At 64.9% G+C, this 20,584-nt stretch carries 13 protein-coding genes; 9 read left to right on the forward strand and 4 right to left on the reverse strand.

The window, feature by feature from the left end:
- The first annotated feature begins 112 nt into the window (after positions 1 to 112).
- The 9 genes from ACFMO5_RS14420 (at position 113) to ACFMO5_RS14460 (ending at position 13,448) form a co-directional block, all read left to right on the forward strand.
- Complete coding sequence (locus ACFMO5_RS14420; protein WP_376793447.1) at positions 113 to 718, forward strand: D-glycero-alpha-D-manno-heptose-1,7-bisphosphate 7-phosphatase; 606 nt, start codon at positions 113 to 115, stop codon at positions 716 to 718.
- A complete protein-coding gene (locus ACFMO5_RS14425; RefSeq protein WP_376793448.1) occupies positions 690 to 1,487 on the forward strand; it encodes an acyltransferase in 798 nt (265 codons plus the stop codon). The genes ACFMO5_RS14420 and ACFMO5_RS14425 overlap by 29 nt, the downstream gene beginning before the upstream one ends.
- Positions 1,484 to 2,728 carry a glycosyltransferase family 2 protein gene (locus ACFMO5_RS14430; RefSeq protein ID WP_376793449.1) on the forward strand — a complete coding sequence of 415 codons (1,245 nt, stop codon included), beginning with the start codon at positions 1,484 to 1,486 and terminating at the stop codon, positions 2,726 to 2,728. The genes ACFMO5_RS14425 and ACFMO5_RS14430 overlap by 4 nt, the downstream gene beginning before the upstream one ends.
- A 171-nt stretch (positions 2,729 to 2,899) precedes the next feature.
- Positions 2,900 to 4,021, forward strand: a complete 1,122-nt coding sequence (locus tag ACFMO5_RS14435) for a LamG-like jellyroll fold domain-containing protein (protein ID WP_376793450.1) — start codon at positions 2,900 to 2,902, stop codon at positions 4,019 to 4,021.
- 95 nt (positions 4,022 to 4,116) lie between these two features.
- Entirely contained in the window at positions 4,117 to 5,463 is a 1,347-nt protein-coding gene (locus tag ACFMO5_RS14440; RefSeq protein ID WP_376793451.1) for an alpha/beta hydrolase, read from the forward strand.
- Between the two features lie 9 nt (positions 5,464 to 5,472).
- On the forward strand, positions 5,473 to 8,403 hold the full coding sequence (locus ACFMO5_RS14445) for a hypothetical protein (protein WP_376793452.1): 2,931 nt from the start codon (positions 5,473 to 5,475) through the stop codon (positions 8,401 to 8,403).
- Positions 8,404 to 8,486: 83 nt separating this feature from the next.
- Positions 8,487 to 10,151, forward strand: a complete 1,665-nt coding sequence (locus ACFMO5_RS14450) for a B12-binding domain-containing radical SAM protein (protein WP_376793453.1) — start codon at positions 8,487 to 8,489, stop codon at positions 10,149 to 10,151.
- 21 nt (positions 10,152 to 10,172) lie between these two features.
- Positions 10,173 to 11,411: an acyltransferase family protein gene (locus ACFMO5_RS14455; protein WP_376793454.1), complete on the forward strand. Its 1,239-nt coding sequence runs from the start codon at positions 10,173 to 10,175 to the stop codon at positions 11,409 to 11,411.
- A gap of 51 nt (positions 11,412 to 11,462) precedes the next feature.
- The gene (locus tag ACFMO5_RS14460) at positions 11,463 to 13,448 is read left to right on the forward strand and encodes a twin-arginine translocation signal domain-containing protein (protein WP_376793455.1); all 1,986 of its coding nucleotides are present in this window, start codon (positions 11,463 to 11,465) and stop codon (positions 13,446 to 13,448) included.
- On the opposite strand, the gene ACFMO5_RS14465 is transcribed toward ACFMO5_RS14460, so the two are convergent.
- From ACFMO5_RS14465 to mreD, 4 genes are all read right to left on the reverse strand, one after another.
- The gene (locus ACFMO5_RS14465; protein WP_376793456.1) at positions 13,445 to 16,648 is read right to left on the reverse strand and encodes an O-antigen ligase family protein; all 3,204 of its coding nucleotides are present in this window, start codon (positions 16,646 to 16,648) and stop codon (positions 13,445 to 13,447) included. The genes ACFMO5_RS14460 and ACFMO5_RS14465 overlap by 4 nt on opposite strands.
- A gap of 198 nt (positions 16,649 to 16,846) precedes the next feature.
- Entirely contained in the window at positions 16,847 to 17,800 is a 954-nt protein-coding gene (locus ACFMO5_RS14470; protein WP_376793457.1) for a proline dehydrogenase family protein, read from the reverse strand.
- Positions 17,801 to 17,972: 172 nt separating this feature from the next.
- Complete coding sequence (gene mrdA / locus ACFMO5_RS14475) at positions 17,973 to 19,985, reverse strand: penicillin-binding protein 2 (protein WP_376793458.1); 2,013 nt, start codon at positions 19,983 to 19,985, stop codon at positions 17,973 to 17,975.
- A 90-nt stretch (positions 19,986 to 20,075) separates the two neighbouring features.
- Positions 20,076 to 20,582 (reverse strand): rod shape-determining protein MreD, encoded by a 507-nt coding sequence (mreD, locus tag ACFMO5_RS14480; RefSeq protein ID WP_376793459.1) that lies wholly within the window; start codon positions 20,580 to 20,582, stop codon positions 20,076 to 20,078.
- Positions 20,583 to 20,584 lie beyond the last annotated feature (2 nt).

Genomic DNA, 20,584 nt, shown 5'->3' on the forward strand with positions numbered 1-20,584 from the left:
CAGATCGAGGATATCCATTTGATCCTTCAACACACCATCACCACGGTGCTGCGGCGGACGTGGGAGAACACGTGGACCGCGGTGCCGATCCTACATGAGGAGCCTTTGCCGGATGCGCGCCGTGTTCCTGGATCGTGATGGGGTGATCTGTGAAAACCGGCCGGATCACGTGAAGTCGTGGGCCGAGTTCCGTTTCCTGCCGGGGGCGCTCTTTGCATTGCGCCGCCTGGCGGAGACCCCCTTCCCCATTGTTGTGGTCACAAACCAGGCCATCATCCATCGGGGGATCGTCCCCGCGGAGATGGTGGACGAGATCCATGTGCGAATGACCCAGAGCATCCAGCGATTGGGAGGGCGGCTGGATGCAATTTATTACTGCCCACACCGCCCGGAGGAGGGTTGCTTCTGCCGCAAGCCGAAGCCGGGGCTGCTGTTCCAGGCTGCCAAAGATCTGGGGATCTCGCTGGAGGATTCCTACCTGATCGGGGATGCCCTGACGGATGTGGAGGCGGCCCTGGCGGTTGGATGCCAGCCCCTCTTGGTTCGAACCGGGCGAGGCGCCCTCCAGAGCGATCTGGTTCCTCAACGCTATCCCGAAGTTCCGATCTTCCGGGATCTCCCGGAAGCAGTGTCCTGGATCCTGCGCCGCGAGGCCCGGATCCTCCTGACCCGACCGTTGAAGGTGACCGATGTCCCGCTGGCCGCGCCGCTGGGTTGAGGTCCTCGATCTGTACATCCACACCCAATCCACTGGGTGGGGCGCTTACCTGTTGGAGCAGCTCTTGATGGCCCTCCTCCGCGACCTCCCCGGGCTCATCGGGATCGGGTTGCGGGGGGTGGCTTATCGGTTGCTCCTGAACGCCCAAGGCTTCCCCTACCTTGCCCGAGGCGTCCGCCTGGCCCAGCCCCGACGGATCGCCCTGGGCCGAGGGGTCTACTTGGATGAAGGAGTTTACCTCCACGCCTGTCCGAACGGCATCACGATCGGCGATGGCACGGTGATCATGCACGGCTCAGTGCTCCACGTTTACAACTTCCGGGAGCTCCCCCACGCCGGCATCATCATCGGACGGCGGTGCTTCATCGGGGAATACAACGCGATCCGAGGTCAGGGCGGCGTGACAATTGGGGACTTCGTCTACACAGGCCCGTTGGTTCAGATCCTGGCGGTCAACCATGTCTTCCAGGATCCCCATCGCCCCATCGCCGAGCAAGGGATCACGGCGCGTGGGATCGTCATTGAAGACGATGTCTGGTTGGGTGGAGGAGCCGTCGTCCTTGATGGGGTGCGCATCGGGCGGGGAGCGGTGGTGGGCGCAGGGGCAGTGGTGACAGAGGACCTTCCGCCTTACGCCATCGCCGTCGGCGTTCCAGCTCGGGTGGTTGGAAGCCGGCTCGATCGCTCCCGATCGGCGGAGGGTCCGATTTTCCACGGCGGTCTTCCAACGGCGCAGGCCACGGTTCTCGCTCAGGAGGAATTCCGATGAGCACACTGTCCATTGTGATCCCCGCTTATAACGAAGAGAACGCGATCCGGTCGGTATTGGATCGACTGCGAGCGATCGGACCCGCCTTGCGCGAGGCGGGGCTGATGGGGTGGGAAATGCTTGTGGTGGATGACGGATCCCGGGATCGCACGGCGGAGATCGCCGCGGCTTACCCGGAGGTCCGTCTGATCCGCCATCCGGTCAATCGGGGCTATGGGGCGGCGCTCAAGACGGGCTTCGCCCACGCCCGGGGGGAGTGGTTGGCTTTCCTGGACGCCGACGCCACCTACCCCCCTGAGTCGCTCCCGGAGCTCTATCGGATCGCCTGCACGAGGGGCGCGGATCTGGTGGTGGGCTCCCGCATGGGCGGGACGGATTCCGAGATGCCCCTGGTGCGCCGGATCGGCAACTGGGGGTTTGCGTTCCTGCTCCGCGTGCTGGGAGGCACCACGGTCAGCGACAGCGCCAGCGGCATGCGGCTGCTGCGCCGGGAAGCCCTGGAGCGCCTGTATCCCCTGCCAGACGGCTTGAACTTCACCCCGGCGATGAGCGCACGGGCGATCTATGAGAACCTGCGCGTGGTCGAGGTCCCGATCCCCTACCGCGAGCGCCTGGGGCAATCCAAGCTGCACCCGCTGCGCGACGGCGTGCGCTTCCTTCATGCCATCGTTTGGACGGTGATGACTTACAACCCGGTGCGGGTATTTGGGATGGCCGGCTTCGGGCTAGGACTGCTAGGCCTGGCCCTGGGAGGCAGCGCGATCCTATGGCCGGGGCCAGGCGGTTGGCCCTTCCCGCGCCTCTTCGCCGCAGTGGTGCTGGCGGCCCTCGGCCTGCATTTGTTTGCCATAGGAACGCTCTTTAATCACATCGTCTCGCTGTTCTATAAACGCCCGATCCGCCAAGGCCTGTTCGGCCGTCCTCTGTTCCGTCGTCCCCTGGAACAGCGTTTCCTTCCAATGGGGGCCCTCAGCATCGCGATCGGCCTGGCCCTTTATGGATGGGCGGCCCTGGCCGGGCTGACCTCGCCGTCCTTCCCGGCCCCATGGTTCGTCCCGGCGGTCAGCGCCCTGGCTGTGGTGATGGGGGTGGACCTCCTGACCGCTGGGATCCTGGTCCGCGCGCTAACCGAGCTGAGCCAGCGGGAGCTCCGCATCCGCCGGGATCTGGAGGCAGGGCAGGCCGCCGCTCCAGTGGTGGAGCCGATCCCACAGCCGGCCTCCGTTTCCCGCTCCGCGTAGTGGTTCCGGGCGTGGATGAAGAGGAACAGACCCCTCTCACAATCTTGCGGTTCCCCGATGAACCGCTGATAAGGGTTTCCACTGTCCATGAGATGTAGGGTTCTACGAACCTTTTTTCTGAGCGGATTATTCTTTGCCCTACAGATTCTTTCGGCACAGCCCTCAGCAGGAGTGGACGCTGCTGGTGAGTTCTCCCTGCGCTTCTACGGCAACGGTGGCAAGGATATCGACCGCGTCAAGATCTTGGTGGAAGGTCGCTCCATAAACGTCGGTGGGGATTTCACGCTGGAGTGGTGGATGAAGGCGACATCAGCGGAGAACTCCAGTTCTGCTTGCTTGTCGAGCGAAGGAGATCCCTGGATTTACGGCAACATCATTTTCGATCGCGATGTCTTCGGCCCAGGCGACTACGGGGATTACGGGGTATCCCTGGCCGGCGGACGGATCGCCTTTGGGATCAACCAGCTCGGGAACGGATTCACCCTCTGCGGGGCGCGCCCGGTCGCCGATGGCCGGTGGCACCACATCGCCGTCACCCGTCGCCAGAGCGACGGACGCATGCAGATCTTTGTGGATGGCCAGTTGGATGCCAGTGGGTTCGGTCCGCTAGAAGATATTCGCTATCGGGATGGCCGTCCCATTCCACCTTCGTATCCGAATGACCCCTATCTGGTCATCGGGGCGGAGAAACATGACTTGAACCGCGCCCTTTATCCCTCCTATAGCGGATGGATCGATGAGGTGCGGCTCTCCCGTATCATACGCTACAACGGACCGTTCCCCCCGCCCACCGCTCCCTTCGCACCGGACGCCGACACGGTCGCCCTTTATCATTTCGATGAAGGGCCGGAGGGTCCCTGCACAGGTGGGGTGAGCGATTCGATGGGGACCAACGATGGCGAGTGTCGATACGGATCCGTCGACCGGTCAGCTGGGCCGGTTTACAGCCGCGATACGCCCATCGGGACCATCACGCCACCCACCATCCTCTCCGGACCCACGGTCTCCCCGATGGCCACGATGGCTGTGGTGAGCTGGACCACCGATGTGGACGCTACCAGCGAGGTCCGTTGGGGAACCTCCTGCGGCATGTGGTCTTTGTCCCGCCAGAGCGCCACCCCGACCCGCTCCCACGCGGTGGCGCTCGATGGCCTGAGCCCCAACACCTCCTATTGCCTTCAGGTCCGGTCGACCAACGGGGCAGGAAGCACCTCCTGGACCCCAGCGGGAGGTCTGAGCTTCGTCACGCTTTCCACCGAGTTTCGGATCGATCTCCCCCTGATTCTACGTTGAGCGTCGATTGGAGAGGCCGGACGGCCGGAAAACCCTGCTGGGAAAAGGGATGGGACGGAAGCGAGGAAAGTCGGCAAACGAAATCGAGGATAGGCATGGATCAATGGATCGTCTTGCGCTCCTGGCCTCTGAAAGGCCACTGCCAGCATCGACATGGGGGGCTTGTGTTGGGAATCCTGATCGCCCTGGCGCAGCTTACCCCTACACGGGCATGGACCGCCCATGCGCAGGGGAGCTGGGAGAGCTGGACGGTGGACTGGCAGGGGGAAGCCCATGAGGTGCGGGTTTACCGACCGGCGGGTTTTCCCTCTCATCGGCCTTACCCGGTGGCCTATTTGTTATCCGGATGGGCCATGGGGCTGGGGATGTGGGAGCGGCCCGAGCTCGAGCAGGCGGCAGATGCTGCCCATGTCCTGTTGGTGGCCTTGCAAGGGGAGGACGAGGGAGTTCCATCGTACTACTCCATCTATTCCGATCTCCCGTGGCCCGGGGGTTCCACCTGGCAGGTTTCGTTTTACGACTGGTTCTTCCAGGGAGTCCTGCCGTGGGTGGAAGGCCGTTATCCGGTGCGACGGGATCCCGGCGGGCGGGCGCTGGTGGGGTTCTCCATGGGGGGGAAAGGCGCCTTCTCCCTGGCGGCCCATCGGCCGGATCTGTTCGCCGCGGCGGCTTCCATCGCTGGGGTGTTGGATCTGAACGTCCATGACTCACAGGCCATCCGGGCGGTTTACGGGCCCCGCGGGGCGGATCCGCTCCGGTCCGCGGCGGACAACCCGATCGAACTGGCCCCCAACCTGAAAGGATTGTCTCTCATGCTCTTCCACGGCACTGCCGATCCGGAGGTCAGCCCTGTCCATAGCCGCCGAATGCACCAAACCCTTCAGGCCCTTGGATATCCCCACCAATGGGAGGAGATCCCTGGACTGGGCCATGAGCTTTCCCCGGCGCAGATTGCCCGGATCTTTGAGGAGCTGGAGCGGGCTTTTCGATCCCCCCGCCGTCCACCGGATCGTTGGTCTTACCGGTTCGCGATGGTTCGGGCCCCGACCGTCTACGGGATGACGGTCATGAAAGCTGATCTGAGGACCTGGACCGAGCTCCGGGAGGTAGCCCCAGAGGGCTTTGAGATCCGCAGCGGGGATCCGATCACTTTGATCACACCCCGCTGGTATCCCAGCGGGGCTCGCTTGCTCGTTCGGATTCAGGATAAGGCCAGTGGAGCGGCAGCGAGGGAGGGCGCGGTCATCGCCCGGGGAGGGCGCGTGCGGCTGGATGTGCCTGCCGGCCACTGGCGGGTGGCCATTGAGCAGCGCACCTTAGCCCCTTCGGAAGGCCTCCAGGCCCCTTCCGATGCGCCCCTTCCCACTATGCCGGATCCTGTCCGGCCGTTGCGCCGCAAGCCCCTCTGTCCGGACACGGATCTCATTTGCTATCGCTTTTGAGGGGGGCCTATGGGCAGAATCACGATCCCACCCCGTGGGATCCTTCTGGGCTCCTTCATCGCGCTCACCGCAGGTTTGCTCTGGAGCGGGCTTGCTCTGCGTATCAGCCAGGCGCAGTCTCCCACCGCGGTGCGCGTTGGGGTGATCTGGGATCCCCTTGCCCCCAACCCATTTGGGCCATATCTTCCGGAGATCCTGAAAACCGAAGGCTGGATGGCTTATGAGGTCTGGCGTCTCTCGGAGGTCTCTCCAGACATCCTCCAACGCTATCCGGTGATCCTCCTCGCCGAAGCTCCGCTGACTCTGGAGCAAGCAACGCTCTTCCGATCGTATGTGGAGAACGGGGGCGACCTCATCGCCATGCGGCCTGCCCCCAACCTGCGGGCGGTCTTTGGGCTGGGCATCGCCGGGACGCTTTCGGAGGGCTACATCCGGCTGGACCCCTCCCACCCGGCAGGCGCCGGGTTGGCCTCGGAAAGTATGCAGTTCCATGGCCAGGGGGATCTTTACGTTCCGGAAGGGCTGGAGATCATCGCCCGATTCTATGGTGATCGAAGCGTGGATACGGGTTATGCGGCGGTGGGACGCCGGCAGGTGGGAAACGGGCGCCTGATCATCTGGGGGTATGATCTCGCCCGCAGCATCGCCCTGACCCGTCAAGGGAACCCAGCATGGGTGGGACAAGACCGCGAGCCGGACGGGATCCTTCGGACCACGGACATCTTCAGCGGCTGGATCGATCTTGAGCGCATCGCTATCCCCCAGGTCGATGAGCAGATGCGGCTGCTCTCCCGTCTCATTCGGGACGGCATGGCAAAGGCCGCTCCGATGCCCCAGGTTTGGTATTTCCCCAACAGTGCGCTCAGCATGCTGATCCTCACCGCCGATGCCCACGGCAACATGCAAAGCCAGTATGATGCGGAGATCCAAAGCATCGAGTCTTTTGGGAACCGGGTCACTCTCTTCCTCACCCTGAACTTCGACAGCTGTCCGTCCGCTCCAACTCTCGAGGCGGTAACCCGTTGGCGAACCGCTGGCCACACGGTGGGTGTTCATCCGTACGTAGGTTACGATGCGGAAACAGGGAACGACTATGGCGATTTCCGGACGGCCACCAACGCCACCCGGCAACGATTCCTTCGCTGTTACGGACCTCCTGTCTCAGGGGCCATTCGAACCCACCAAATCCGGGCAGGGCCCGGCTGGGTGGGCGGGGCCCAGATCCATGCGGACCTCGGCTTCCCCCTCGATTTGGATTACTACATGCGGGGTGCTGTCCTCAGCCGGCCGGATGGGACGCAGGCGCATGGCTATCTCACTGGGAGCGGCCTCCCCATGCGCTTCATCGATGAGAACGGTGTGATTATCCCGGCCTTCCAGCAGCTCACAAACATCGTGGATGAGCAATACATGGCCCAACCGTTCTATCCGGACTGGCAGCGCGATTTCGCCGAGATCCGCGCGATGCTGGACGCGGCGATCGGAGGCTATTACACAGCCTTCGTGGCCAACTTCCATGTGGATTACTACTCGTGGGGGGAGATCTACCCATGGGCGGAGGCCATCATGGCGGCGGCCCAGGAGCGGGGGATCCCGACATGGAACGCCGACCAGTGGCTGGATTATGTCTTGAACCGTGAGGCGGCGCGGATCCAAGATGCTCAATGGAATCCGACGGATGGGGATCTGTCGTTCACATTCATCGCCTCCCCCACCCTAGCCTTCTCCCATACGCTGGTCCTCCCACAGCGATTCGACGGAAGGGATCTCGAATCCGTATGGGTGGATGGGGCTTTGGCATCTACGAGCCCTCAGATTCTGAAGGGGATCCCGGTTGCTTTTCTGAACGTGCAGCCTGCAACCCATCAAGTGAGGGCGCGCTATCTTGTGCGCAGCACACCGACCGCTTCGCCCACATCCACCCAGACGCCCTCTCCAACCCCCACCGCCACACCCACAGCGACCCCCACGCCAACAAAAACCCCCACGCCTACCTTGACCCCATCCCCTACGCCCACCCAGACGCAGACGCCTTCCCCGACTCCATCCTCCACGCCGACGGCGACCCCCACGTCCACCTTGACCCCATCCCCCACGTCCACCCAGACGCCCTCTCCAACCCCCACCGCCACACCCACGGCGACCCCCACGCCGACCTTGACCCCCTCCCCGACCCCGTTTGCGCACATCTGGGCCACCACCCAGATGAACCTGGCGACCCCCATCGCCGGTAGGCCCCTCACATTGACGATCGCCGTGACCAACACCGGGCCTTCCGGAATCCCATCCTTGGTTGTGACCGCCAGCCTCCCCTCCGAAGTAAGCGGCACTGGATGCGTGCCCTTCCCATGCGAAATCCTGGACACCTACGGACGATGGGAGATCACAAATCTCCTACCTGGACAGGCGATCACCCTTACGGCTGCCCTCCAAACGGATCCGGACGCCATAGAACCCCTGAGCTTTGAAGTCCAGATCGCTTCGCCCCAGATCGCTCTGAAAGGAGATACACGTCTCGAGACCGTGGTCCCGATCGCCACGGCGGCGGATCTCATCTGGGAGGGAGTTCTGGAGCCCAACCCAGTAGTGGCGGGAGAGCCGTTCACCCTTCATCTCAGGCTGGAGAATCAGGGGCCCAGCACCGCCCGCGCAATCCAGATCACGGTCACTACCCCGGTGACCCTCCGGGTGCTCACCTGCATACCGGCATGCCCGCCGTTGACCTATCCCGCTCTTCCTCCTGGAGAGCCGTTGCCCCTTGAGCTGGGAATGCGCGCCGATCCGGACTTCGCCGGATTTTTGGAGCTCTTGGCGCAAGCCACATCGATAACCCCTGAAATGGACCCGGTAACAAATTCCTATCGATTTACCCTCCAGGTCCTAACACGGTTCCGTTATCGTATATTTATGTCGATGGTCCTACGAAATGATCGTCCATAGAACGTTGTTAGGCATAAGAAGCCTACATCTCTTGGTGCTGGTGCAGATTCCGTGTAGAACGTCTTGATTTACAGGAGGGGAAAGTGGCTACCCAAACGCCGGTTGAGGTGATGAACCCGGAGGAGCTGCGCCGCAACCTGGGCACACGGCGGATCCCGCCCCTGCCGGTGCCGAGGTTCCCGGACGCCAGCGCGGTGGTGCAGCGGCGGCGCCCGCCTCGTTCGCCGGAGGCGGTGGATGTGCTGCTCGTGAATCCACCCTCGCCGGACGGTGCGGTCTGGATCCGCAGCCAGCACCGGGTCGGACGCCGCTCCCGGGAAAACATGATCTGGCCCCAGGTGAGCCTCGCCCAGATGGCTGCGATGCTCCACCCGGATTACAGCGTGGAGGTTGTGGATGCCATCGCCATGCGGATGGATTGGAAGGAGTTTGAGGACCTGCTGCGCCGGAAGCAGCCGAAATACTACATCACCCAGGTCACGGCCCCGACCCTGACCAACGATATGTATGGGGCGTTCCTGGCCCGAAGCCTCGGGGCCCGGACGATTGCATTTGGCACCCACGTGACCCCGATGCCGATCCCAACGATGGAGGCTTACCCAGCCCTGGACTTCATCTTACGTGGGGAGCCGGAGCTCACCTTGCGCGAGCTCATCGACACCTTCGAGGGCCGCGTTTCCGAGGGCCGCCTCCGCCGCCTGTTTGAGGACAGCGACCCGGAGTGGTTTCCGTTGAATGAGGGAGAGGCTCGAGAGTGGCCGCTGGAGGAGAAGCTCAGCCGCATCAAGGGGCTGGTCTGGCGCCACAACGAACAGATCCGAATGAATATGGATCGCCCCTTCATCCGCAACCTGGACGATATGCCCATGCCCCTGCATCACCTCCTGCCGCTTGATCACTACCGGGCGCCGATGATCCGGGGCCCTTACACTTTTATCGTCACCAGCCGGGGCTGCACCGCTGGATGCACCTACTGCATCAAGCACGTGAGCTATCAGTATTCCATCCGCCTGCGCTCCCCGGAGAACATTGTTGAAGAGATCCGCCACCTGGTGGACCTGGGGATCCGGAACATCCATATGTATGCGGATCTCTTCACCATCAGCCGGGATCAGGTGGTGGGGCTGTGCGATCGGCTGATTGAAGCGGGAATCAAAATCCGTTGGACCTGCAACAGCCGGGTGGATTATGTGGACCGGGAGATGCTGCACAAGATGGCGCAGGCCGGATGTTGGTTGATCTCCTGGGGGATTGAGTCGGCCAACGAGCAGATCCTTAAAGGTGCGCGCAAGGGCTATCGGCTGGAGCAGGCTCCCCAGGCGCTGCGCTGGGCGAAGGAGGCCGGGATCAAAAACTGGGGCTACTTCATCATCGGGTTGCCTGGGGAGACAGAGGAAACCATCCGTCAAACGATCGAGTTCGCCAAATCCCTCCCTCTGGACCTCGCCCTCTTTCACATCGCGGCCCCGTATCCCGGCACCCCTTTCTTCTTCCAGGTGGTGGAGAACAACTGGTTCCGGCCGGGCACGGCTTGGGAGGAGGTGGATATGGACCGCTCGACGGTCCTGGATTACCCCGGGCTGCCGGCCGAACGGCTCGAATACTGGCAGAAGCGGGCCTTTCGGGAATGGGCGCTGCGCCCCGGCCCGATCTTCACCTTCCTGAAAGGGGCGATGGACCCCGCGGTGCTGGGATCGGCAGCGGAGGTGGCGATCCGCCACGCACGATGGCTGTTGGGAATGGAGTAAGGCCCCTGGGGGATGTCAACCATGGTCACCAGTACGCCCCTATGGACCTCCCGCTCCCCTCGGTTGCCATGGCTGGATGCGACGCGGGGCTTGGCCATCCTGATGATCGTGTTCTATCACATCACCATTGCCATCTACGGGGTCCCCTGGTTCGCCCATCCCCGCGACGATTGGCCGGACCTGGGGGCCCGCCTCGCCCAGATTGGGCTGCTCCCTCAGGAAAGCCTCATGGCGTCCCTCCTGGCCAACGGGTTTCGTTACTTTGGATGGCTGGGCTATCAGGGGACGGGCGTGTTTCTGGCCCTCAGCGGCTTCGGGCTGACCTGGGCGCTGGCCAGCCGCTCCCGAGCGGCGGAGATCGACCGACGGGCCTTTTACCTCCGGCGGTTGCTGCGCCTTTTTCCCCTTTACTGGGTGGGACATCTCTTCTTTTGGGGGTTCAACAATCTGGTCGGCTGGCGACCGTTCTCAGCGCTGGACCCTCGCTTCGCCATGAGCCTGCTGGGGATCCGGTTCCTCCCCGAGGTGTTCTATTTCATCTCCCCAGCCTGGTGGTTCATCGTGCTGATCATGCAGCTGTATGCGGTCTTCCCGTTTTTGTGGAGAGCTCTTCAGCGCATGGGGCTTCTCCGTTTCTGGATCGGGATAGCGCTGCTGACAGCGGCCAGCCGGGGGGTTGGGTTCTTCCTCCTACCCGTTGACCGGGAGATATGGTCCAGGGGATTGCTTTTCACCTCCCGCCTGGCGGAGTTCGCCCTGGGGATGGGGATTGCCTGGTGGGCGGCGGGGGACGTTCATCGGATCGACGGCCTGCTCCGCACCCCTCGCGCCCGGGCGGGATTGTTCGCCCTCTACGCCCTCGGCCTCTCCCTCTCCTTCACGCTGCCTGGCGCGGTGGTGGCCCCTATGCTGCTCACCCCGGCGGCGGCTGGATTCCTCATGCTCTTGGCTCGGGATCTCTTGCCCCGGCTGCGCAGCCTCTACCAAGCGCTGTCCACGCTGGGGATCTACTCTTACGGGGTGATGGTGTTCCACCAGCCGATCCTGTGGGCGTTCATCATGTGGCTGTGGCCGTTCTCAATGCCCCTGACACTCAGGTTGGGCGCCATCGGCTTGGTAACCGCCATGATCTTCATCGGATCCGCCGCCCTCGAGCGGGGCACCAACCTTCTCCTGCGCAAGCGCCCATTGAGTTGGATTTTCCCCCAGCCGGGCCCTTACGCGCTCCCGCCTGATCACGTCAGATACCCTGTGGGATGAGCGACTCAAAAGGTGAAACATGAAACCCGTTCATAGGAATCAAAGCGATCGATGAAACACTGGACCCGACGGCGATTCCTGAAAGCCGCCGGCGCAGCCGGCCTGATGACGGCGGCTGGAGGCCTGACCGGAGGCTATACACTCTGGCGGGAGGTGGAAGGGTCCGAGCCGCCGGAAGGCTTGCCCTATGTGGAAAGGCCCAGTCGACTGGGGTCGGCGTCCATCGGAGAGGCTCCCATCCTGTTGATCCTTAATGAGAACGCGTTCCCCCCCACCGGCGCCTATCTGGCCGAGATCCTGTTGGCCGAAGGGCTCAACGCTTTCCAGAGGATCGCCCATACCGCCCTGCATGAGGACCTCCTGGAGCGCTTCTCCCTGATCCTCCTGGACGCCGGCCCTCTGGATACGGCGACCGCGGAGGCGCTGCGCCGGTATGTCGCCCGGGGAGGGAACTTGATCGCGATGCGGCCTTCCCCCCATCTGACGGATCTCTTCGGGGTGGAGCCGGCGCCGGGCCAGACGGTCGATGGATACTTAAAGATCCTCCCCGATCACTCCGCAGGGCAGGGGTTTCCATCCGAGGCCTTGCGATTTCATGGACCAGCGGATCATTACCGGCGGGCCGGGGCCTCAGAGATCGCCCGGCTGGCCGGCCAGGCGGGGGATCTCCCCTACCCGGCCGTGGCGGTGCATCGGTTCGGAGAGGGGAAGGCCGCGCTGTGGGCCTTTGACCTGGCCTGGAGCGTGGCGTTGACCCGCCAGGGGGATCCCAACCGGGTTCCCCAGGATCCGGAGGTCGCCCGGGATTGGCGGGCCCATCGGCTCTTTCAGGAATGGATCGATCTGGACCGCCTGGGAATCCCCCAGGCGGACGAGCAGATGCGTCTGCTGAGCCAGCTGATCGCCTGGATGCTCTCGGAGCGTCTCCCGCTTCCCCGCCTGTGGTATTTCCCGGAAGGCGCCCCAGGCGTGTTGGTCGCAACGGGGGATGCCCACAACACCCCCCCGGAGGCGGTTGAGGAGGTGCTTCGCCGGGTGGAGCAACGGGGGGGCCGATTCAGCGTTTACTACGCGCCGCTGCCCCGAACCGCCTTCCAACGGGCCTGGCACCGCCTGCTGAACTGGGCGGAGCGGGCGGCCTCCCACGTCGTGCAACCGGAGCACGTTCAGGTATGGCGGGCGCGAGGCCATGAATTTGGGATCCACCCTTATGTCGAGGAGGGATTAGAGGCCGGATGGCGGCGTTACTGGCGGCTCTTCACCGGTATGGGCTACGGCCCAGTGCCTCCCACGGTGCGCACCCATCGGGTGCTTTGGAGCGGGTGGGTCGAAACGGCGCGGGTGCAGGCCCGGTTTGGGATCCGAATGAACCTGGATTATTACCTGATCGGCCCCACCTTTCGCACGTCGAATGGGGAGTGGGTGTTCGGCTATTTCACAGGGAGCGGCCTCCCGATGCCCTTCGTGGATGAAAACGGCCGCGTTCTGAACATCTATCAACAGCCCACCATACTGGTGGACGAGCAGCTGATCGGATGGACTTGGGAGGGCGCGCCTCGGTTCCCGCCGGAGCAGGCCGTGGAGATCTCCCGCGCTCTGCTTCAGGGCGTCGCGCAGGGGGCGTGGGGTGCGGTCGCCCTTCAGGCCCATGTGGATCCTTTCGCCATCGGCGGGGAGCCAGCGGCCGCCCAGGCGGCGTGGCTGGAGGGTGTCCTGGACGCCGCCCAGGGATACGGGCTGGGGATCGAATCCGCGGAGCGCTGGCTCCAGTTCGTGGAAGCCCGCTCCCAGGCCTCCTTCGAAGGGCTCCGCTGGGATCCGGCGGCTCAACAGCTCCGTTTCCGGATCGTCCCAGGCGCCCCTCTCGCTTCCCAATGGGAAATCGGGTTGCCCTGGGAATTCCAAGGTCTCCGTCTGGAACGGATCGAGGTGGATGGCCGGACAACGCCCCATCAAGAGAGGCCCATCCGGGGGATGCCTTATGCTTGGGTCCGAATCCCGATCCGGCCGGCCTCCATCCAGGGGTTCTACCGCTAAGTCGCATCGTCCGCTTGGTCTGTCCCCTGCCCCCTCCGCATGCCGGTGAGAAAGATCACCATGAACGCGAAGGCCAGGTCCACCAGAAAGAATCCATTGTCGACGAGTCCATGTCCGACAAGATCCGCCATGCCCCCTGCAGCCCCCCAGCGCCATGGATCCTGAGAGGCCCCCCGTCGTCCAATCCGGCGCCAAAACAGGATCTGCCACGCGAGCCCGGCCATCAGCCCGATCAACCCCGTCCGCGCCCAGAAGTCCAGAAAGACATTGTGAGGGTGGGATAAATTGGGCTCCTGCCACGCATCCGGGCGGATATAACGGCTTCGATACCAGTAAAGGAAATTGTCCGGGCCCACCCCCCAAAGCGGATGCTCGCGGAGGAGATCCACGGTGCTGGCCCATAGGCGAATCCGGAAGAACACGGTGCTGCCCGGGATGGTCGCCCGTTGCGCCAGCGCATCGGCCAGGCGTGGGGCGAGGAGAAGGGCGAAGGCCAGCATCCCTCCCACAACCAAAAGCCCGAATCCCCCCCGGATCCACCCAGGCAATCCCTCCCAGCGATCCCGCAGCCAGAGCCCTCCCATCACGGCCAGCGCGGCGGGGATCCCGAGGAACGCCGCGCCTTCGGAACAGGTGCCGATCAGCGCCACCCCGACCGGGATCAGCGCCAGCCCGGCCAGGATCCGCGACCGTTCAAAACGGCGGTCGAGATGGAAAACGGCCTGTGGCCTATAGCGGTTTGCCCTCTCCGATCGATCCGCCCTCCGAGGCTTCAGAAAGAACGCTAAGAGGAAAGGGAACGTCCGCCCCAGGTAGAGGGCCAGGTTGTTCGGGGAACCGTAAGGGCCCCGGATGCATCGGGCGCCGGCCTCGCCGGTGATCAGCCCGATGCCCGTGATCCCCTGGGCCAACCCGACCCCGGCCGCCCCCAGCCCTCCCAACAGGAACGCGCCCAACACCGTCCCCCACTCCGAGCGGGTGGGCCGCATCGCCCGGGCCAGCGCGTAAAACAACAATGGTTCCAGGATCACCAGCCGCCATTCCCGCCAGGCAACCCGTTGGAACGCCGCCAGCGCCGTGCTGAGGGTGGCTGCCCCAAAGAACAAGAGCATCCAGCGATCGGCCTCCGCCCATTCCCATCCCGCCCACGGGCTCTTCCGATGGAAGGTCGCCCGGTGAACCACCCAGGCCGCCGCGGTCATCAGGATGGAGAGCTCGGCCATCGAAAACGCCTTCTCGAAGAACGGCTTTGGATACAGATAGAAAGGCGCCCAGAAGGCCGTTAGGGCGAGACCTAAGGCCGGCCGCGCGATGAGCAATCCGAACAACACCAGCACGGCCAGCGCGGTGAAGACGAACCGCGGCGCCAGATAGAAGATCCCGCTCACCGCCAGCCCCAGGCCCAGCCAGCCCACCTCTCCCCAGCGGCGACTCCCCCAGCTCTCCAACGACATCCACCACATCCCCAGATACACCAGCCCGGAAAGCCCCCAGGCGCCCCACCATCCGATGCGATCCGCCAACGCCCGCCACGCCCTTCGCCGAGCGCCCCGGGTCGCCCGCCAGGTCTGGACCAGACCGGTGGTCAGAAGCCATCCCCCCCATCCAAGCCCCAGCAGGCTGAGCGCCAGCGCCCCCCGATACCATGAGGTCGCCGGCCTGACGCCCACAACGCTCCATCCCACCAGCGCCCACTGACCCCATCCCCGCTCCGCCTCGATCCGCACGGTGTGTCGGCCATACGGCAGACCTTCTGCCACCGGGATCGTCACCACTTCCGGCGTGGCGTAATCCGGCGAGGTCAGGATCAGGTAGGCCCCCCGCCCATCCCGGGGCAGCCGGTTGGCCGGCCGATCATCCACCCACACATAAAGATGCGCGCGGTATCCTCCCCGGCGGACCCGAAGGGCCAGCCCCGTCCCCTCAAACGTGAAGCGCAGACGATCGCCCTCCTCCCGGCCGATATCCGCCCCCAGGGCGGAGAAGCGCCAGGCGCCCTCGTAGATCGCGCCGGGTGGCGGGCCATAGCTCAGGGAACCTGTTCCCTCCTGGGGGACCGCTGCGGGGTAATAGCCCGGCGTGAAGGGGATTCCTTGGGCCACGGCTCGCAACGCCTCCGCCGCCGGGCGCAGCCGACCCTGGGGATCCACCAGGGCGAAGCCCCAGCGGGGGTCATCGGGCGGGGCGTCCGGCCGCCAGGTCTCCAGGAACATGGTCCCCATCCACGGCCACTCCCGTCGAACCCGCTCCACGGCCTCCTGGATATAACGAGCTTGCGTGGCCTCATCCACCTGCCCCCAGATCGATGGGCGGCCGGCCCAACCCGGCGGCAGCGCGTTCCACCCCCAATGGCTGGCCCAGATGGGCTTCCCTTCATCCCCGTATCGGATCATGACCTCGCGCAAGAGAATGGCCCGAGAGAAATTCAGGACTTCGGGATCCACCCGGCGATCCTCCGGGCCGGTGTTGAATCCATATGGTTTGGCGGCCACGATATCGAAGGCCTTTTGCGCGCCGAGCTGGTAAAGCCGTTCGAGGAACAGCCCATCGGCGAGGTTCCACGGCCCCCGCTCCACCGTCGGGGCCAGCCCGGCCAGCACGATCACCGCATCCGGATCCGCCTGCCGGATCGCTGCGGCCGCCTGTTGCAACAGGGTCGCATAGGCCTGCGGATCGGGGATCCCTCCCCCCCATCCGATCGTCAGGTTGGGCTCGTCCCAGATCTGGTAGAAGCGCACCCATCGTCCATAACGGGCGGCGAACGACCCGGCGAACCGGGCGAAATCCGCCGGATCCAACGGGGGAGCCATCGGCCCGAGGCGCCGGGCCGCCCATGGCGGGCTGTCCCCCAGCACGACGACCGGCTCCAGGCCCGCGCTCCGGATGTCCGCCATCACCCCATCCGCCTCCGACCATCCCAGGCGCCCGCGTTCCGGTTCGATGGCCGACCACGGGAAGAAGACCCGGATCCGCGAGATGCCCAGGGCGCGGATCTGAGCCAGATCGCGGCGACGGGCTTCCGGATCCCGTCCGAACAGGGGGACATTCAAGCCAACTCGGGGTTCACCGGCCCATGGGATCGGTGGGGGAAACCCGGCGACGGTCCCCCGCCAGCGGGCGCGCAGGATCTGGCCGGTGAGGCCCAGGCCGAGGGATCCCAAGGTGATGAGCACCAGACCGAGCAGGATGCGGGTTCGCATACGGGTGTTCCGCCTCGTTCCGAGTTCGGTGCCTGGATATGGAAGGGGCCATCCGCCTCATCACCCGCCCCAGCCGGTTTCAAAAGCTACCTGCCGAGGCCCTCCAACCCCCCTTTCCTCCTCTCCCTCCTCCCGCCTCCCGGCGGGGGGAGGGGGGAGAAGGGAGGGTCAAACCGTCGCGGCGGACAGGAGATGGGGTTACGCACGGAGGAGGTTTCGCGCCACAAACCACACGTTGGCCGGTCGCTCCCCCAGGCGCCGCATGAAATACGGATACCACTCCGTCCCATAGGGGACATAAACACGCACCACGAACCCTTGGCGCGCCAGCGCAACCTGGAGATCGCGACGGATCCCATAGAGCATTTGGAACTCGAAGGCCTCGCGGGGGACCTGCCACTCCGCAACCCGACGCAACGCATGTTGAATGATCCGCTCATCGTGGGTGGCGATGGCCACATAAGCCCCCCGGGCCCGCGCCTCCGCCGACAGCAATCGCTCCATCAATCGGATGTAATTGGCGTCCACATCCCGCTTTCGGGGATAGGCGATGTGAGGCGGCTCCTGGTAAGCGCCTTTGCACAACCGAATGCGCGCGATCCCCTCCTCGATCAGGCGCTCCACATCCTCCCGGCTCCGGTAGAGATACGCCTGGATGGCGATCCAGACGTTGGGGTACGACGACGCCAGCCGCCGGTAGAGGTTTAAGGTGCGCTCCGTATAGGCGCTGCTTTCCATATCGATCTCCACCACCGTCCCGGCTTGGGCCGCCCGCTCGATCAGCCGCCGCAGGTTGCGCTCGCAGAGCTCCTCACGGATGTCCAGCCCCAGATGGGTCAGTTTGACCGCCAGATGAGGCAGCGATGAAACGGTATGGGGCTTGCCGGGACCGAACGTCTCGATGCGGTCCAGGGCGAGGAGATAATCCTCGGTGGCCCGCAAGGCATCGGCCGCCGATTCCACGTTCTCCCCCAGATGATCCAGGATCCCTCGGATCCCCAGCGCCTCCAGCTCCCTGAGAGCGCGCAGGCCGTCCTCCAGCGTCTCACCGGCGACGAAGCGCGAGGCGGCCCGCCGTACGAACCCCCAGCGCATCACGCGCTCCTTCATGATCCGGTTGCGGGAAAGGGAGATGAAGAACCCACGCCACATCGGAGCCCCCTGTGTGCTGGATTGCCATGTGGGCAGCCGCCCCGAACAGGGCAGAGGATCGGAGGGCCTTGCGAGCCCGGACAACCCGCTCCCTTCAGGGCCCCTACCCGATCCCACCGAAATCCCCCGGGAAATAGCATCCCCATGCGTTGGGGCGGCGGCCCGCGCGCCATCACCGCCGGAAATAGGCTTCCAAGATTTGCCGGGCCACCGGCGCTGCGTGCTGGGAGCCCTCCCCTCCGTTCCAGATAAAAACCAGGACGGCCACTTCGGGGGCATCGGCCGGCGCGAAGGCGACGAACCACGCATGGCTGGGCAGCCGCCGCCCGGCACACAAGCCCATGCGGAACGCCAGGTCGTCGCAGAACTCCGCCGTGCCGGTCTTCCCCGCGATACGGATCCCGGGGATCTGGGCTCGGACTGCGGTCCCTCGCTCCACCGCGGCCACCATGCCCTCCCGCACGACGGCCAGATGCTCCGGCGCCACCGGAAGCCGGCCGATGATCTCTGGCCGGAAAGATTTCACGGGGTTCCCTTGGGCGTCAGCGATCTCCCGGACCAATGTGGGCCGATAGAGGGTTCCGCCGTTGGCGATCGCGCTGACCGCGTTGAGCAGCTGCAATGGCGTCACCAGCAAATACCCTTGCCCGATCCCCAGGTTGTACGTGTCTCCGGTGGACCATGTCTCCCCAAACACCTTTCGTTTCCACTCCGGATCCGGCACCTGGCCGGCCGCCTCCCCGGGCAGCTCGATCCCGGTGGGCCGTCCCAAGCCGAAGGCGCGCATATACTGCACCATGCGCTCGATCCCTAACCCCTCGAAGATCGGCTCCCCAGGCACATCGTAGCCCCCCGCCACCTTGTAGAAGAACACGTTGCATGAGTTCGCCAAGGCGTCCACAACGTTCTGCCAGCCGTGGCCGGAGCGCAGCCAGCAGAAGAAATGTTGGGCCAACCCCGGATCGTTTGGAAAGTATCGATTGGGGATCACGATCTCCCCCGGGTCGAACAGCTGGGTCCGCGGCGTGATCACCCCTTCTTGTAGGGCGGCCGCGGCCACGATGGGTTTAAAGGAGGAACCTGGCGGGAATTGGGAGGCCACCGCGTGGTTCAGCAACGGGCCGAAGGGGTCCTCCACCAGACGGGCGTAAGCCTGAGGCAGGTCCGGGCTGACGAACCAGTTGTTGTCGTAATCCGGGAGGCTGACCATGGCCAGGACCTCCCCGGTGGTCGGCCGCATCACCACGGCCACCCCCCGCCGGGTGACTTCCCGCCCGGCGATCCGATTCAGCTCGTCCAACTTGGCTTGCAGCGCCGCCCGGGCGGCGGCTTGCAGATCCAGATCCAGGGTCAAGGTGATCCGCGCCCCGGGCTGCGGGGGGATCTCTGCCCGGACCCGCACCGGCCGCCCCAGGGCGTCTTCCTCCACATAGCGCGCCCCCTTCGTCCCCCGCAACCAGGACTCCAAGCCGTATTCCAGTCCGCTCAGGCCCACGCGGTCGATAGCCGGATCATACCCTTCCGCCTGGTAACGAGCGGCCTGCTCCGCGGGGATGCGGCCGATGAACCCCACCACATGAGCGGTCAACGCGCCGGTCGGGTAGCGCCGCTCCAAGATCGGCTCCACTCGAATCCCAGGCAGGCGCGGGGCCTCCTCCATGAGCCGGAACGCCACCTCCCGATCGACGGGCTCCTTTAGCACCAGCGGGCGGAAGGGCGCCTCCCGCGCGGCCGCTTCGATGCGCTCCCGAACGCCCGGGCCTCCTTGCCCATGGGCCGAGGCTTCGCCACCTTCCAGCGGCATCCCCAGCCACCGGCTGAGAAAACGGAAGATCGCCTCCCGCCGGGTCGGATCGTCCGGGAGGTCCCCAGGGGTCACCAGAACGCGAAAGGTCGGCTCATTTCGGACCAGCGGGCGACCCTGACGATCCAGCAGAAGCCCCCGCGGGGCCTCGAGGGGGATCACCCGGAGGCGATGGCGCTCCCCCAGGGCCCGGTATCCAGGCCCTTCCAGGATCTGGAGACGGTAGAGGCGATAACCGAATCCGATGAAGGCCAGCACGATGAACAGGCCCCACAGGGCCAGGCGAAGATAGGGGGAAGGACGGGGCGGTGGAGGGGGGCGGAACACCGCCACACTGTCCAAGGCTTCGGATTCCGGGCCTGGTAGATAAGGTTCCGGCATGGTCGGGTCTTTCTTGCCAGCGGTTGGTTTCCTCGTGGGGGGGCTTTGGGGTTGGAAGTTGAGCGCCCCCCCGAATTCCCCCAAGAAAGCTTATGAAGGGAAAGTCGGTCGTTCCGGGCGCGGGCGGAGGGCCCGGAACGCCGGGTAGAGCACCAACATCCCAGCCGTGTTCCACAACGCCTCGGGCAGCATCACCTGTCGGAACGCCAGATCCCAGTCCACTGGATATTGTAGGGCCATCAAGAGGATCCCTCGAACCCCTTCCATCAGGAAAGTGCCGACAGCCGCCATCAGACCGGGCATCACCAGCCGTCCGCGGAAGACCGGGCGGCTCATCCCATGGGCCAGGGGAACCACGGCCATGAGGGCCAGGGCGCTATGGCCCATCGGCCCGCCGGAGAACAGATCGAGCAACAGCCCTCCGGCCAAGGCCCACCCCAGTCCTTCCCCTAAGGGGGCCAGGAAAGCCGCCGTCATGGCGGCCAAGAAGACCAAGTTGGGCCGTCCGGGCTCCGGAATCCACATCGGAATCCAGGTCGCCTGAAGCAGCGCGATGATCCCTAAAGCCCCAACCGCCCGAACCCAGCGCCTCCGCATGA

This window comes from Thermoflexus sp., from assembly GCF_042408365.1.
Lineage (GTDB): Bacteria > Chloroflexota > Anaerolineae > Thermoflexales > Thermoflexaceae > Thermoflexus.

Excerpts from the sequence above, each read along its gene's own strand:
- ACFMO5_RS14420 (WP_376793447.1), top strand. The coding sequence starts at position 113 with ATGCGCGCCGTGTTCCTGGATCGTGATGGGGTGATCTGTGAAAACCGG.
- ACFMO5_RS14425 (WP_376793448.1), top strand. The coding sequence starts at position 690 with ATGTCCCGCTGGCCGCGCCGCTGGGTTGAGGTCCTCGATCTGTACATC.
- ACFMO5_RS14430 (WP_376793449.1), top strand. The coding sequence starts at position 1,484 with ATGAGCACACTGTCCATTGTGATCCCCGCTTATAACGAAGAGAACGCG.
- ACFMO5_RS14440 (WP_376793451.1), top strand. The coding sequence starts at position 4,117 with ATGGATCAATGGATCGTCTTGCGCTCCTGGCCTCTGAAAGGCCACTGC.
- ACFMO5_RS14445 (WP_376793452.1), top strand. The coding sequence starts at position 5,473 with ATGGGCAGAATCACGATCCCACCCCGTGGGATCCTTCTGGGCTCCTTC.
- ACFMO5_RS14455 (WP_376793454.1), top strand. The coding sequence starts at position 10,173 with ATGGTCACCAGTACGCCCCTATGGACCTCCCGCTCCCCTCGGTTGCCA.
- ACFMO5_RS14460 (WP_376793455.1), top strand. The coding sequence starts at position 11,463 with ATGAAACACTGGACCCGACGGCGATTCCTGAAAGCCGCCGGCGCAGCC.
- ACFMO5_RS14465 (WP_376793456.1), bottom strand. The coding sequence starts at position 16,648 with ATGCGAACCCGCATCCTGCTCGGTCTGGTGCTCATCACCTTGGGATCC.
- ACFMO5_RS14470 (WP_376793457.1), bottom strand. The coding sequence starts at position 17,800 with ATGTGGCGTGGGTTCTTCATCTCCCTTTCCCGCAACCGGATCATGAAG.
- mrdA (WP_376793458.1), bottom strand. The coding sequence starts at position 19,985 with ATGCCGGAACCTTATCTACCAGGCCCGGAATCCGAAGCCTTGGACAGT.
- mreD (WP_376793459.1), bottom strand. The coding sequence starts at position 20,582 with ATGCGGAGGCGCTGGGTTCGGGCGGTTGGGGCTTTAGGGATCATCGCG.